We start from the raw sequence: 14,150 nt of genomic DNA, 5'->3' as shown, positions 1-14,150 counted from the left end.
CGCCTCGGCCGACGCGCGAGCGCGCTCGCGCGCGTCCGCGGGCAGCGCGTCGAGGCCGTCGAGCAGCCACCGGGGCGATGCCGGGTCGACCGCGACCGCCCATCCCTCGGCGACGGCCGCCTCGACGGCGCGGCACGGGAACGCGACGACCGGCAGCCCGAAGGTCGCCGCGAGCTGGAGCGCGCCGGAGTTCAGCCCGTCGCGGTAGGGCATGACGAGCGCGTCGGCGGCGCGGTGCCAGCGCTGCACGTCCGACTCCGGCACGTAGCCGACGTGGAGCGTCGCGTCGTCGCGGCCGCGGAGCGGCGCGAGGTCCGCCTCGTCGAACCCGACGCCCGGCCGGCCGGCGATCAGGACGTGGAGGTCGGCCCGCTCTGCGCGGGCCGCGAGGAAGCCCTCGACGAGCGCGCGGACGCCCTTGTACTCGCGCAGCGCCCCGTGGAGCAGCACTACCGTGCGCTCGAGCGGCACGCCGAGCGCAGCGCGCGCCTGCTCGCGCGAGAGCTCGTCGGGGTACACGCCGCGGTAGCTCGGGTGGTCGACGAGCGCCTCGCGATCCGCCGGGAGCGACCAGACGTCGGCGACCGCGGCCGCCGTCGCGGGGTGCATCACGTGGATCACGTCGGCGCGATCGGCGAGCCCGCGGAGCAGCCGCACCTCGGCCTCGGGGTGCCGCTGCTCGTGCGGCAGCACGTTGTGCACCGTCCACAGCAGCGCCCCGCCCGCTGCGTGGAGCGCGTCGACCTCGGCGAGCAGCCGGTCGACGGAGGCGAGCGCCTCCGGCTCGGTGTCGGCGCGCTGCGTGATGGGCGCCGTCCAGTTGAGGTGCGCGACGACGGGCCCGTGCCCAGCGGCGAGCACGGCGGCGAGCGGCTCGCCGTGGTCGACGTCGAGCGTCGCGAAGCCCGCGTCCCGCGCGCCGCGCTCGACGATGTCCTGCCAGGGGTTGTCGGTGAAGCGGCCCCACGCGACGAGGAGCGGGGCCGCGTCGCGCACGGCCGCGCGGACCCGCGCATCCGTGCAGATGCGCTCGAGATCGGCGGGTCCGAGCGTCGCCGCGAGCTGCGCGTCGTTCTCGCCGCCCGCGACGTTCGTCCGGTAGAGCCCGGTCGCCTGGGTCGCCGGCACGAAGGGGAAGTTCTGCGAGATCGGCTCGACCTGCGCGGTGCGGATGCCCTCCTGCACCGCGACCGCGCTGATCCAGACGTCGTCGGCGCGGGGCGCGCGCTCGAGGAAGGCCGTGCCCCGTCGCCGCAGCGCGTCGAGGAGCGCGGTCGGCAGGAGCTGCCCGGAGACGCCGGTGCCGAAGTGCGCGAAGCTCGCATCGGTGCCTCGCGCGGGCGGCCAGGTGCGGTACGGCGCGAGCCCGCCGTCGGCGCACTGGATCTCGTGCGCCCGGAACGCGTGCACGAGCCACGGCCGCGCGCGGTGCGCGTCGAGGAGCACGCGCAGCCAGTGGCGCGGGTACACCATGTCGTCGTCCGACACGACGAGCGGGAGCTCGTGCCGCTCGGCCGAGACGACGTGCGGCCAGTACTTCGCGTGCACGCGCAGTCCCGGCGCGGCGGGCAGGATCTCGAGCCCGCGCCGCTGCAGGCGCCGCAGCGGCAGCGGCAGCGGCGAGGCGAGGTCCGGCTCGTCGAGGAAGAGCACGAGCCTGCTCGGCAGGCGCTCCCCGCGGGCGATCGACTCGAGCGCGACCCACGCGAGGCGCACGCGCGCCCCGTGCGTCGTCATGGACACGACGCATCCGCCGTCAGGGTCGACCACGGGCCGACGGGAGGCGAGGTTCTGCAGCCGGAGGCGAGCGATCTCGCGCACGAGCCGGGGCGAGGGCCGGTCGTCCTGCGCCGCGGTGGCATGTGCGTGGAGCGGCACGCCGATCGCGCGCGCCGCCGCCCCGCGCGTCGCGGTCGTGGCGAGGTCGCGCAGCCGCCGCAGCGTGGTTCGGAGCATGGCGTTCACGATAGCCGGGGCCACGACGGGCGTTGACAGCGCGGTGCGCCCGCTGGGACCATGCCCTTTTGTACCCCAACCCGTGGTCACGAACGGAGTGAGTCATCATGCGCCTCGCGCTCGCCAGCGTCGCCATCGCCGGAGTCCTCGGGGCGACGCTCCTCGGGCCCGCCCCCGCCGCCGAGGCGGCCACCACGCGCCTCGACGGCGCCGATCGCTTCGAGACGAGCGTGCTCGCGTCGCAGCGCGTGCCCACGGGCGACGTCGTCTTCCTCGCCTCCGGCACCTCGTTCCCGGACGCGCTCGCGGCAGCGCCGGTCGTCGCAGCCGAGCAGGGGCACCTGCTGCTCACGCTGCCCGACGGCATCCCCGCCGTGGTGCAGCGCGAGATCGCGCGGATCGCGCCGAGCGAGATCGTGCTGCTCGGCTCCGAGGCGACGCTCTCGGCGGCGGTCGCGCGGGAGGCGGGCGCGCTCGTCTCCCCCGGCGGCGCCGTCGAGCGCATCGGCGGGGCAGACCGCATCGAGACCTCGATGCTGCTGCTCGACCGGCTGCGGGGCCAGCGGGCGGTGACGGATGTCTGGGTCGCGAGCGCGGGCTCGTTCCCCGATGCGCTCGCGGCCGGTGCGGTCGCGGCGCGGCACGGCCACGGGCTCGTGCTCACCGCGGGCGTCGACGCGTCCTTCCGGCAGCGCCTCGAGCAGCGGATCGGCGGCGTGCAGCGCTTCCACATCCCCGGCAGCACCGCGAGCGTCGGCGCGGACGTCGAGTCGTACCTCGCCGGCAAGGGCACCGTGCGCCGCTTCCCCGGAGCGGACCGCTACGAGACCGCGGTGCTCATCAACCAGCGCTTCACCTCGTCGAGCGCAGGCGGCGAGATCGTGCTCGCGAGCGGCGCGGGCTTCCCCGACGGCCTCGTCGGAGCCGCGATGGCCGGACGGCGCGGCCAGGCGCTGTACCTCACCGCGCCGGAGTGCGCCACGAGCGGCTCGGTCGCCGCCGAGACGCGGCGTCTCGGCACGACCGGCGTCGCGGTGCTCGGCGGCACCGGTTCGGTCTCGCCCATGGCCGCAGAGCTCGTGCCGTGCGCCGCGCTCGACGCCTCGACCGCCGACCTGCTCGACCGCATCAACCGGGAGCGCGCCGCCGCAGGCGTGCAGCCGCTGCGCTCCGACGGCTGCCTCGCGCGCATGGCAGGCGGCTGGGCGAGCGCCATGGCCGACGGCAGCCTCTCGGGCTCCGCGCACAATCCCGCGCTCGGCGACGAGGCCCGTGCGTGCGCGCTGCGCGCCTGGGGCGAGAACGTCGGGCGCACGTGGGGCACCTCGAGCCCCGACACCGCCCGCATCATGTCGGCGTGGATGGCCTCGGAGGGCCACCGGAACAACATCCTGCGCGCGAGCTTCACGCACATCGGCATAGGCATCGACCGCAGCGAGGCGGGCCACTGGTACTACGTGCTCGACTTCGGCACCCGCTGACCCGGCCTCCGCGGCCTCGGATACAGTGGGGCCGTTGTGCGAGAGGAGCGGCGACCGCAGGGCGGCGCTCGGCGTCCGGCCCTGCCGAGCCTCGCCGAGGACCGTCGGCGGCGGGGCGACACCGCCCTCTCCGCGCCCGCGAGCGACCGAGGAGACGGATGACCGACAGGCTGACGGTGGTGCTCGACGAGGTCGGCGAGCGCGCCCCCACCATGGTGGGCCGCTACTCGACCGAGATGGCGCGCGGGCTCATCGCGACGGCGCCCGAGGGCTTCGGGGTCGTCGGCATCTCGGCGAAGCTGAGCGACGGCAGGGCCGCGCGGGTCGCGGCGCAGCTCCCCGGCCTCGCCGACATGCGGCGCACCGCGGTGCCGGCCCGCGAGCTGCGGGAGGCGTGGCTCCACTCCCTCACGACGCTCCCCGTGCGCGGGCTCGTGCACGCCACGAGCCTCATGGCGCCGCTGCGGCGCGATCCGGGCCCCGGCGACCAGGTGACCGTCACCGTGCACGGCCTGCAGTCGTTCTCGGACCGCTCGAAGCGCAAGCAGCAGTGGTTCGACCGGGCGCTCAAGCGCGCCCTGCTCCTCGCCGACGGCGTCGTGGTGCCGACGACCGCGGTCGCCGAGGACCTCGCGCGCCGCTTCGACACCGGCGAGAAGGTGCGCGTCGTGCACCCGGCGGCCTCCGCCGCGCTGCTCGGCGCGTCCGCGTCCGGCGAGAGCGAGATCCGTCTGTCGCTGCCGGACGAGTTCGTGCTCGCGATCACGAGCCCGGGCGCGCGCGCCGATGCCCAGCGGCTCGTCGAGACCGTCGCGAGCACGAGCATGCCGGATGTGCGGGTCGTCGTCGCAGGACCGGTCGAGTGGGGCGAGACGCGGCTCGCGGGCCTCGCCGTCGACGCCGGCATCCGCCCGGGGCGCCTCGTCATGCTCGGCCAGCTCGACGACGCGCAGCTCGCCCTCGCCCACCGTCGCGCGCTCGCGCACCTGCTCGTCTCCGAGCAGGACGCGCTCGGCCTGTCGCTCCTCGACGCGGCGGCGCTCGGCACGCCCACGGTGCATCCGGCGACGCGCTCGCTCACGGAGATCGGGGGCGGGGCGAGCGTCGCGGTCGACGGGGGTCCCGATGAGCTCGCGAGCGCCCTCGGCGCCCTCCTCGCCGACGACGAGGAGCGCACGAGGCTGCGGCTGCTCGCGCAGGACCGGGCGCAGGCCTTCACGTGGGAGGCCGCCGCGCGCCAGGTGTGGCAGCTGCACGCGGAGCTGTGAGCGCGCGCGTCAGCGTCGCCCTGTGCACGCACGAGGGCGAGCGGTGGATCGAGGAGCAGCTGCGCAGCATCCTCGCGCAATCGGTGCCGGTGAGCGAGGTCGTCGTCGGCGACGACGCCTCGACCGACCGCACGCTGGACATCGTGCGGCGCGTGGCGTCCGAGACCGACGTGCCCATCCGCATCCGCCACCACCGGGTCGCCCTCGGCGTGGCCGGCAACTTCGCGGACGCGATCGCGGCCACGACCGGCGACGTCGTCGCGCTCAGCGACCAGGACGACGTCTGGCACCCGGACCGCCTCGAGCGGCTCCTCCCCCACCTCGACGACGTCGCGCTCGTCCACTCGAACGCGCGGCTCGTCGACGCCGCCGGCGCACCCCTCGGGTCGTCGCTCGAGGAGTCGCTCGAGATGTCGGCGTGGGAGCGGGCGGCGCTCGAGGGCGGGCGCGCCCTCGATGCGCTGCTGCGGCGCAACCTGGTCACGGGGGCGACCGCGCTCATGCGGCGCGACGCCGCGGTAGCCGCGCTGCCCGTGCCGGACGCGTGGATCCACGATGAGTGGCTCGCGATGTGCGCCGCGCTCGACGGCGGGCTGCGCTACGTGCCCGAGGAGACGATCGACTACCGGCAGCACGGCGGCAACGCGATCGGGGTGCGCCGGCTCAGCCTCGTGGGCAAGCTCGCGCGGGTGCTCGAGGCCGACTCCGGCAAGCACGCGGTCAAGGCCGCCCGCGCCGAGGCGCTCGCGGCGGCCGCCGCCGAGCGCGGCCTCGCGAGCGGGGCGACGCTCGAGCGGCTCGTCGAGAAGGCCCTGCACGAGCGGGCGCGCGCGCGGCTGCCCCGAGCTCGCGTGCGCCGCATCCCCGGGATCGTGCGGGGGCTCGTCCGCGGCCGCTACCGCGCGTACTCGCGCGGCGCGTACGACGTCGCACGAGACCTGCTCGAGGCCCACGCGCGCTGACGCGCGCGCCGGCGCGGCGTCACGGCGCCGGCGACTCCTCGGGCGCGTCGGTCGGCGGCACCTGGGCGTCCGCCTCCGCGAGCGCCGCCTGCACCATGGCGTGGATCGCCTCGAAGTCGGGATCGCCGGTGTCCACCTGGGGCGGCACGAGCTCGAGGTTCGTGATCGGGATGCTGCGGGTCCGGAGGGCGAGCTCGGACAGGCTGCCGATCATGGCCTGGGGGATGTCGGTCTGCACCATGTCCTGCCCCGCGGCCGAGAGCTCGGAGTACTTCGTGAGCAGGGTCTGGGGCGTGAACTGCGCGATGAGCGCCTCCTGCACCTGCCGCTGCCGCTCCATGCGGTCGTAGTCGGAGGAGCCGGCGCGGCTGCGGGCGTACCAGAGCGCGTGGTAGCCGTCCATGCGCTGCACGCCCGGCTCGATCCACTCCTCGACGGGCCCGCCCTCGATCGCGATCGGCACCCGCGCGGCCACCTCGAGCTCGAGTCCGCCGAGCGCGTCGATGAGGTCCTCGAAGCCGTGCATGTCGACGAGCACGAAGAACTGCAGCTCGAGACCCGTCACCCCCTCGATCGCGTCGCGCGTGGCCTCGATGCCGGGGCTCGAGCCGTTCGCGATCGCGTCCGGGTACAGCTCCGGGTGGGCCTCCCCGTAGGTGTAGGTGCCGTTCAGGTAGCAGTCGCTCGACGTGCAGTCGAAGCCGTCCGGCCAGGGGCCCCACATGGGCGACCCCTCGCTGAAGGGGGCGTTGCGGAGGTTGCGGGGCACCCCGATCATCGTCGCGGCACCGGTCTCGGCGTTCACGGTGACGACGGTCATGGAGTCGGCGCGGAGGCCCACGCGGTCGTCGCCCGCATCGCCGCCGAGCAGCAGGAACGTGTAGCGCCCGTCGATCGGCTCGACCGCGGGGCGCGCGAAGTCGAAGACGTTCGCGACCAGGCCCCGGGAGGCATCCACGAGCGTCGCCCCGTAGCCGGCGAGCGCCGCGGGCGCGACCGTCGCGAGCACCGCGACGGCCGCGATCGCGGCGCGCGCGCCGCCCTCGACCGCGCGGAGTCGCGCGAGGCGGAGGGTGTCGAAGCCGAGCACGAGCCACAGCACCGCGTAGCCCACGAGCAGCACCTCGACGACGAGCAGCCCGATCGAGTTGCCGACGATCGTCAGCAGCGCCGAGCGCCACGCGAACCACAGGATGCCGGCGACCGCGAGCAGCGCGAGCAGCACGAGCGTCGCCGCGATGCCGAACCGGCCGAGCCGACGGTTCCCGGCGAGCACCTGCGCGCTCCCGGGCAGCACGAAGCCCAGCAGCACGAGCCACCAGCCGCGGCGCTGCATCACCTCGGGCCGGCGCGTGTCGGGGCTGCGGAGCGGGCTGGCTGCCTGCAGCAGCGTCATGCGCCGGCTTCCACGCGGTCGCGCAGCGCCGCCGCCTTGTCGCCGACCTGGCGCTCGAGGTCCGCCGCGAAGGCGTCGAGGCGCTCGGCGAGCTCGGGGTCGAACGCCCCGAGCATGCGCGCCGCGAGGATGCCGGCGTTGCGCGCCCCGCCGATCGAGACGGTCGCGACGGGGATGCCCGCCGGCATCTGCACGATGGAGAGCAGGCTGTCGAGCCCGTCGAGCCGCTCGAGCGGCACCGGCACGCCGATCACGGGGAGCCGCGTCATCGAGGCGACCATGCCGGGCAGGTGCGCCGCTCCCCCGGCCCCGGCGATGATCACGCGCACGCCGCGGTCGGCGGCACCACGGGCGAAGTCGACCATCTTCTGCGGCGTGCGGTGCGCGGAGACCACGTCGACCTCGGAGGGCACGCCGAGCTCGTCGAGCACGGCCTTCGCCGCCTCCATGACCCGCCAATCGGAGTCGGATCCCATGATGATGCTCACCTGCGCACGCATGGGCTCCAGGGTACGCGCGCCGCCGCCGCCCGCACGATCGCCCCGCCGCGCCCGCTGCGCGCGGACGCGGCGGTCAGGCGTCGAAGTGCGCCGCCGCCGCGCGGGCGCGGTAGGCCACCTCGTCGAGGTCGTCGCCGATCGCCGTCACGTGCCCGACCTTGCGACCCGGACGGGCCGCCTTGTCGTACGAGTGCACCTTCACGTCGGGGTGCGCCGCGAGCGCGGCCTGGTAGCGGTCGGCCATCGACCCCGAGGCGGGGCCGCCGATGATGTTCACCATGACGCTCGCGGGCGCGAGGAGCGCCGTCGAGCCGAGCGGCAGGTCGAGCACCGCGCGCAGGTGCTGCTCGAACTGGCTCGTGATCGAGCCGTCGATCGTCCAGTGCCCGGAGTTGTGGGGGCGCATCGCGAGCTCGTTCACGAGCACGCGGCCGTCGCTCGTCTCGAACAGCTCGACGGCGAGCACGCCCGTGACCCCGAGGCCCTCGGCGATGCTGCGCGCGACGTCGTCGACGAGCGGCTGGATGTGCGGGGGCACGTCGGCGGGCGCGATCACCTCCGCGCAGATCGAGTCGCGCTGCACCGTCTGCACGAGCGGCCACACGACCGCCTCGCCGGAGGGCCGGCGGGCGACGAGCTGCGCGAGCTCGCGGATGAAGGGCACGTGCTCCTCGACGAGCAGGCGCGGACCGCCCGCGAGCGCTCCTCCGAGCCAGTCGGCGACCTCGTCGGCGTCGCGCACGACGCGGACGCCCTTGCCGTCGTAGCCGCCCGTCGCGGTCTTCACCACGCCGACTCCGCCGTGGTCGGCGAGGAAGCGCTCGAGGTCGTCGCGCGAGTCGACCGGCGCCCAGTCCGGCTGGGGCGCGCCGAGCTCGGCCATGCGCTCGCGCATCGCCCGCTTGTCCTGCGCGAACCGCAGCGCGTCGGGTCCCGGGTGCACGCGGTGGCCGGCCTCGACGAGCGCGCGGAGCACCTCCTGCGGCACGTGCTCGTGGTCGAACGTCACGACGTCGACGCCCTCCGCGAAGGCGAGCACCGTCGCGGCGTCGCGGTAGTCGCCGACGGCGGTCGCGGCGAGGCCCGCCGACATGCCCTCGGCCTCGGCGAGCACGCGCAGCTCGATGCCGAGCTCCACCGCCGCCGGGATCATCATGCGGGCCAGCTGCCCGCCGCCCACCACACCGACGATCATGCTGGTGCCACCTCCGGCCATGCTGCTGCCACCTCCGGCTTGCCGAGCCCGACGACGCGGAACCCGGCGGCGGACCACCGGCCGGCGTCGAGCGTGTTGCGCCCGTCGACGATGACCCGCGCGCGCGTGAGCGTCGCGACGTGCGCGGGGTCGAGGTCGCGGAACTCCTGCCACTCCGTGCCGAGCGCGAGCACGTCGGCGTCGCGCACCGCCGCATCCACCGACGCGACGATCTCGAGCGACGGCAGCACCCGCCGCGCGGTCTCGCGCGCCTCAGGATCGTAGGCCGTCACGACGCGGCCGCCCGCCTGCAGCATGCGGCACACGTCGAGCGCGGGCGAGTCGCGCACGTCGTCGCTGTTCGGCTTGAACGCGAGGCCGAGCATCGCGACGCGATCGCCGCCCGCGGCCTCGAGCTCGCGCTCGATGAGCGCCGCCATGCGGTCGCGGCGGCGCAGGTTGATGGCGTCGACCTCGCGCAGGAAGCCGAGCGACTCGGCGTGCCCGAGCTCGGCCGCGCGCGCCTGGAACGCCCGGATGTCCTTGGGGAGGCAGCCGCCGCCGAAGCCGAGCCCGGCGTTGAGGAACCGCCGGCCGATGCGGGCGTCGAGGCCGATCGCGTCGGCGAGCCTCGTGACATCCGCGCCGACCGTCTCGGCGAGCTCGGCCATCGCGTTGATGAACGAGATCTTGGTCGCGAGGAAGGCGTTCGCGCTCACCTTCACGAGCTCGGCGGTCGCGAAGTCGAGCACGAGTCGCTCGGTGCCGCGCGCGAGCACGCTCGCGTAGACCGCGTCGAGGCGCTCGACCGCGACGTCGTCGCCCGGCTCGACCCCGTAGACGAGGCGGTCGGGTGCGAGCGTGTCCTGCACCGCGAAGCCCTCGCGCAGGAACTCGGGGTTCCACGCCAGGCGCGCTCCCGTGGGCCGCACGATGCCCGCGAGCCGCTGCGCGGTGCCGACCGGCACCGTCGACTTGCCCACGACGAGCGTGCCGTCGCCGACATGCGGGAGCAGCGACTCGACCGCCGCGTCGACGAACGTCAGATCCGCCGCGTCGGAGCCCGCGCGCTGCGGCGTGCCGACCGCGATGAAGACGACGTCGCTGCCCGCGGCCTCGGCGACGTCCGTCGTGAACCGCAGCGCGCCCGCATCCACTCCCGACCGCAGCAGCTCGGGCAGCCCCGGCTCGAAGAACGGCGGCTCGCCCCGGCGCAGCCGCTCCACCTTCGCCGCATCGACGTCGACGCCGACGGTCTCGAAGCCGAGCGAGGCCATGGCCGCGGCATGCACCGCGCCCAGGTAGCCGCAGCCGATGACGGCGATCTTCATGGAGCTCCTCACGGTTCGGCGCCGATCGGCGCGATCGGGTTCAGGCGTCGACCCGCTCGGGGGTCGCGATGCCGCGCGCGCCCAGCTGCTCGGACAGCATGCGCTGCACGAGCGACGCGCTCGGGACGTCGGAGAGCACGACCGCGCGGTCGCCGCCGGTCGACAGCAGCACGTCGCCGGCGCCGAAGAGCGCCTGCAGGCCGCGCCGCCGCACCGTGACGTCGTGGACGCGCGAGAGCATCGTCTCGCGCCGAGTGCCGCCGAAGCCCGTGCGGATGATGACGCGCTCGGTCGTGAAGGTGAAGCCGCGCGAGAGCCACGCGAGGGTCGGCACGATCGTCAGCAGCCCGACGACGATGCCGGCGACGGTGAGCACGGCCACGTTCCACAGCGGCCAGTCGACGCGGTCGATGAGCAGCATCGTCAGGCCGATGCACGCCCACAGCACGAGCACGGGCACGACGAGCACGCGCCCATGCGGCCGCATGCGCGCGATGACCCGCTCGTCGCCGGAGTGCACCCGACGATTCTCTCGCATCAGCGCACGTGCACGACGTCGCCCGCCCGCACGTCGACGATCCCGTCGTCGGTCTCGACCTGCAGCTCGCCCCCGGCGCCCAGCCCGACGGCGCGCCCGCGCAGCTCGCCGGCGGGCAGCGCGACGCGGACGTCGCGGCCGATGGTCGAGAGCTCCGCGGCGATCGCGGTGCGGAGCCGCTCGGTGCCGAGCGCGGGGAGCAGCCCGTCGATCGAGCGCAGCACGTGGCAGAGGACGGCGTCGGCGAGCACCGGCGCGGTGCCCTCCGCGCCCTCGAGGGTCAGCGAGGTCGCGTGCTCCGTCGGCAGCTCGTCGCGCGTCAGGGTCAGGTTGACGCCGAACCCCACCGCGACGCCGGTCCGCCGCCGCTCGCACAGGATCCCGGCGACCTTCTTGCCGTCGATGAGCACGTCGTTCGGCCACTTGATGGATGCGCGGTCGGCGACGAGCGTGTCGAGCGCGTCGGCGAGGGCGAGCCCGGCCGCGAGCGGCAGCCATCCGACCGCCTCCTCGCGCATCCGCCTCGTGCGCACGAGCACGGTCGCCGCGAGGCACTTCCCCGGAGGCGACACCCACTCGCGCCCGAGGCGGCCGCGACCCGCGCGCTGGTCGAGCGTCGCCCAGGTCGTGAGGTGCTCAGCGCGGTCGTCGACCGCGTCGAGGGTCGAGCCGACCGTGCCGAGCTCGACGACGGCGGCGGTGCGGGCAGCACCGGGGAAGAGCATGCGTCCAGCCTAGGCGGAGCGGCCCGGCGGGGTGGAGAGGATCGCCACCGATGCGGCGGCGATCGCTGTGGGAGTCCACAAAGGCCAGGCATGGGGCGCCGTCTAGAGTGGCATCCGTGACTGACGAGACGCCGGCGACGACCGCCCTGACGACGACTGCCGCGCGCATCGACGATCTCCGCAAGCGCCACGGCGAGGCCGTCGTCGCCAAGGAGTCGCGCGCGAAGGAGCGCCAGGGCGCGAAGGGCAAGAAGACCGCGCGCGAGCGCATCGAGGCCTTCGTCGACCAGGGCTCGTTCGTCGAGTTCGACGCCTATGTGCGGCACCGCACGAGCGCGTTCGGCATGGAGGGCAACCGGCCCTACGGCGACGCCGTGGTCACCGGCATCGGCACGGTGCACGGCCGCCGCGTCGCCGTCTACTCGCAGGACTTCACGACCTTCGGCGGTTCGCTCGGCGAGGTCGCGGGCGAGAAGATCATCAAGATCCAGGACTACGCGATGAAGGTCGGCGTGCCGATCGTCGGCATGCTCGACTCCGGCGGCGCCCGCATCCAGGAGGGCGTCGTCGCGCTCGGCAAGTACGGCGAGATCTTCAAGCGCAACACCGCCGCCTCCGGCGTGATCCCGCAGATTTCGATCGTCATGGGCCCCGCCGCGGGCGGCGCCGTCTACTCCCCCGCGCTCACCGACTTCGTCGTCATGGTCGACAAGTCGAGCCACATGTTCGTCACGGGTCCCGACGTCATCAAGACCGTCACGGGCGAGGAGGTCGGCTTCGAGGAGCTCGGCGGCGGCCGCACCCACAACACGGTCTCCGGCGTGAGCCACTACCTCGCCGCCGACGAGGACGACGCGCTCGACTACGTCCGCGCCCTGCTCGCGTACCTGCCCGACAACAACCAGTCGGAGGTGCCGGCCTACGACCACACGGCCGAGCGGGTCGTGAACGACGCCGACCGCCGCCTCAACACGATCATCCCCGACTCGCCGAACCAGCCGTACGACGTGCTCGCGATCATCGAGACGCTCATGGACGACCGCGAGTTCCTCGAGGTGCAGCCGCTCTACGCCCCGAACATCGTCATCGGGTTCGGCCGCCTCGAGGGCCGCACGATCGGCGTGATCGCGAACCAGCCCAACCAGATGGCCGGCACGCTCAACATCGAGGCGGGCGAGAAGGCGGCCCGCTTCGTGCGCTTCTGCGACGCGTTCTCGATCCCGATCCTGACGATCGTCGACGTGCCGGGCTACCTGCCGGGCACCGACCAGGAGTGGTCGGGCGTCATCCGCCGTGGCGCGAAGCTGCTCTACGCGTACGCCGAGGCCACCGTGCCGATGGTGACCGTCATCACGCGGAAGGCCTACGGCGGCGCCTACATCGTGATGGGCTCGAAGCAGCTCGGCGCCGACATCAACATCGCGTGGCCGTCGGCCGAGATCGCCGTCATGGGCGGCCAGGGCGCCGTGAACATCCTCTACCGCAACGAGATCAAGCAGGCCGAGGCCGACGGGCACGACGTCGCCGAGGTGCGCTCCCGCCTCGCGAACGAGTACACCTACAACGTCGCCTCGCCCTTCCTCGCGGCCGAGCGCGGCGAGCTCGACGGCATCATCGAGCCCGCCGAGACCCGCGTGATGGTGACGCGCGCGTTCCGCGCGCTGCGCACGAAGCGCGTGCACCCGCCGGAGAAGAAGCACGGGAACATCCCGCTGTGACGCGCGCCGGCAGCCCCACGTCGACCCGCACGGGCCGCCGCCCGTGAGCGCGGCGCCAGACGACGCATCCGAGCCCCGCATGGCGGTGGTCGGCGGATCGCCCACGCCCGAGGAGCGGGCGGCCGTCGAGGCCGTGCTCACCGGCATGGCGGCCGAGTGGGCCGAGACGAAGCACCGGCGCGTGCTCGACTCCGAGAGCGAGTGGCAGTCGAAGTCGCGCCTGCCCGACGGGCGGCGCTGGCAGCGCGACTGACGCGCGGCGCTCGCCCCTACCGGGGCGCGGATGCGTCGGGCACGGCGCCGTCGTCGGCGAGCGGCGCGCCCGGCGGCGGCTCGGGGACGACCTCGATCCCGAGCCTCGGGAGGAGCGCCTCGGCGATGAGCGCTTCGCGCTGCATCGCGCTCGCGGCGCCGATGTGGTGCGCGTCCGTCCAGGTGGGCACGCCGCCCGCGGTGAACGGGCACGCCTCGGCCTCGACGTCGCAGTACCAGCCGAGCGTGTCCACGAGGTCGCCGCCGCCCGCGCCGATGGTCTCGACCATCTGCCGGTGGCGCTCGAGCATCGCCGGCTCGAGCGGGGCGGTGCAGCTCGCGAGGTCGCCCTCGGTCGCGACCGCCGCGAGGCACGCGTCCATGGCGGGGAACGGCGGGGCGCTGTCGAGCCAGACCGAGCGCACGCCGAGCTCGTCGAGCTGCCGCATGAGGTCGAGCGTGCCCTCGGCGAGCCGCCGGCCCACGTCGGGGCCGAGCCGCTCGAACGCCTCGCCCGTCCACCAGGCGCCGTAGGTGATGACGACGAGCTCGGGACGGCGCTCGCCGGCGAGCTGCAGCACGAGCCCGAGGTGCTCCGCGCAGGCCGCCGCGCCCTCTCCGAGCTCCTGCGCGACGACCGGCGCGGTCGAGAACGGGCACATCTCCCGCCCGAGCAGCTGCACGTCGGCGTGCCCGGCGAGCGCCGCGCGGGCGCCGGGCGCGAGCGTCACGGCTTGCGAGTCGCCGACGAGCCACACCTCCCGGCCGTGGGTGGCGGGCGGGGCGGGGTAGCGGCATCCGTCGACCTCGGCCGCATCGACCGTCGAG

At 74.8% G+C, this 14,150-nt stretch carries 13 protein-coding genes; 5 read left to right on the top strand and 8 right to left on the bottom strand.

Going from position 1 to position 14,150, the window contains the following annotated elements; genetic code table 11:
* Nucleotides 1-1,956 (bottom strand): glycosyltransferase (locus NWP09_RS07685; protein WP_258274937.1); only part of this gene is annotated, 1,956 nt, incomplete at its 3' end.
* A gap of 107 nt (nucleotides 1,957-2,063) precedes the next feature.
* On the opposite strand from NWP09_RS07685, the gene NWP09_RS07680 reads away from it, so the two are divergent.
* The 3 genes from NWP09_RS07680 (at nucleotide 2,064) to NWP09_RS07670 (ending at nucleotide 5,667) form a co-directional block, all read left to right on the top strand.
* The gene (locus NWP09_RS07680; protein ID WP_258274936.1) at nucleotides 2,064-3,437 is read left to right on the top strand and encodes a cell wall-binding repeat-containing protein; all 1,374 of its coding nucleotides are present in this window, start codon (nucleotides 2,064-2,066) and stop codon (nucleotides 3,435-3,437) included.
* Nucleotides 3,438-3,595: 158 nt separating this feature from the next.
* Nucleotides 3,596-4,705, top strand: a complete 1,110-nt coding sequence (locus NWP09_RS07675) for a glycosyltransferase (protein WP_258274935.1) — start codon at nucleotides 3,596-3,598, stop codon at nucleotides 4,703-4,705.
* The gene (locus NWP09_RS07670) at nucleotides 4,702-5,667 is read left to right on the top strand and encodes a glycosyltransferase family 2 protein (RefSeq protein WP_258274934.1); all 966 of its coding nucleotides are present in this window, start codon (nucleotides 4,702-4,704) and stop codon (nucleotides 5,665-5,667) included. The genes NWP09_RS07675 and NWP09_RS07670 overlap by 4 nt, the downstream gene beginning before the upstream one ends.
* Nucleotides 5,668-5,686: 19 nt before the next feature.
* On the opposite strand, the gene NWP09_RS07665 is transcribed toward NWP09_RS07670, so the two are convergent.
* From NWP09_RS07665 to NWP09_RS07640, 6 genes are all read right to left on the bottom strand, one after another.
* Complete coding sequence (locus tag NWP09_RS07665) at nucleotides 5,687-7,063, bottom strand: LCP family protein (RefSeq protein WP_258274933.1); 1,377 nt, start codon at nucleotides 7,061-7,063, stop codon at nucleotides 5,687-5,689.
* On the bottom strand, nucleotides 7,060-7,563 hold the full coding sequence (gene purE / locus NWP09_RS07660; protein WP_258274932.1) for a 5-(carboxyamino)imidazole ribonucleotide mutase: 504 nt from the start codon (nucleotides 7,561-7,563) through the stop codon (nucleotides 7,060-7,062). The genes NWP09_RS07665 and purE overlap by 4 nt, the downstream gene beginning before the upstream one ends.
* Before the next feature lie 73 nt (nucleotides 7,564-7,636).
* Nucleotides 7,637-8,758: a 5-(carboxyamino)imidazole ribonucleotide synthase gene (locus tag NWP09_RS07655; RefSeq protein ID WP_258274931.1), complete on the bottom strand. Its 1,122-nt coding sequence runs from the start codon at nucleotides 8,756-8,758 to the stop codon at nucleotides 7,637-7,639.
* The gene (locus NWP09_RS07650) at nucleotides 8,755-10,089 is read right to left on the bottom strand and encodes a UDP-glucose/GDP-mannose dehydrogenase family protein (RefSeq protein ID WP_258274930.1); all 1,335 of its coding nucleotides are present in this window, start codon (nucleotides 10,087-10,089) and stop codon (nucleotides 8,755-8,757) included. Before NWP09_RS07650 ends, NWP09_RS07655 begins: the two co-directional genes overlap by 4 nt.
* Before the next feature lie 40 nt (nucleotides 10,090-10,129).
* A complete protein-coding gene (locus tag NWP09_RS07645) occupies nucleotides 10,130-10,609 on the bottom strand; it encodes a PH domain-containing protein (RefSeq protein WP_258274929.1) in 480 nt (159 codons plus the stop codon).
* Between the two features lie 17 nt (nucleotides 10,610-10,626).
* Nucleotides 10,627-11,352 (bottom strand): biotin--[acetyl-CoA-carboxylase] ligase, encoded by a 726-nt coding sequence (locus NWP09_RS07640; RefSeq protein ID WP_258274928.1) that lies wholly within the window; start codon nucleotides 11,350-11,352, stop codon nucleotides 10,627-10,629.
* Nucleotides 11,353-11,468: 116 nt separating this feature from the next.
* Between NWP09_RS07640 and NWP09_RS07635 the strand changes: the two genes are divergently transcribed.
* Together NWP09_RS07635 and NWP09_RS07630 are read left to right on the top strand one after the other, a co-directional pair.
* Nucleotides 11,469-13,070: an acyl-CoA carboxylase subunit beta gene (locus tag NWP09_RS07635; protein ID WP_258274927.1), complete on the top strand. Its 1,602-nt coding sequence runs from the start codon at nucleotides 11,469-11,471 to the stop codon at nucleotides 13,068-13,070.
* Between the two features lie 43 nt (nucleotides 13,071-13,113).
* Entirely contained in the window at nucleotides 13,114-13,323 is a 210-nt protein-coding gene (locus NWP09_RS07630) for an acyl-CoA carboxylase subunit epsilon (RefSeq protein WP_258274926.1), read from the top strand.
* Nucleotides 13,324-13,339: 16 nt separating this feature from the next.
* Here the strand turns inward: NWP09_RS07630 and NWP09_RS07625 are convergent.
* A partial coding sequence (locus tag NWP09_RS07625; protein WP_258274925.1) for an SGNH hydrolase domain-containing protein occupies nucleotides 13,340-14,150 on the bottom strand: 811 nt, incomplete at its 5' end.

Source organism: Agrococcus sp. HG114, assembly GCF_024723325.1.
Taxonomy (GTDB): Bacteria; Actinomycetota; Actinomycetes; order Actinomycetales; family Microbacteriaceae; genus Agrococcus.
Note: the sequence above shows the minus strand (reverse complement) of the source record. Positions and strands in the feature narration are given on the sequence as shown.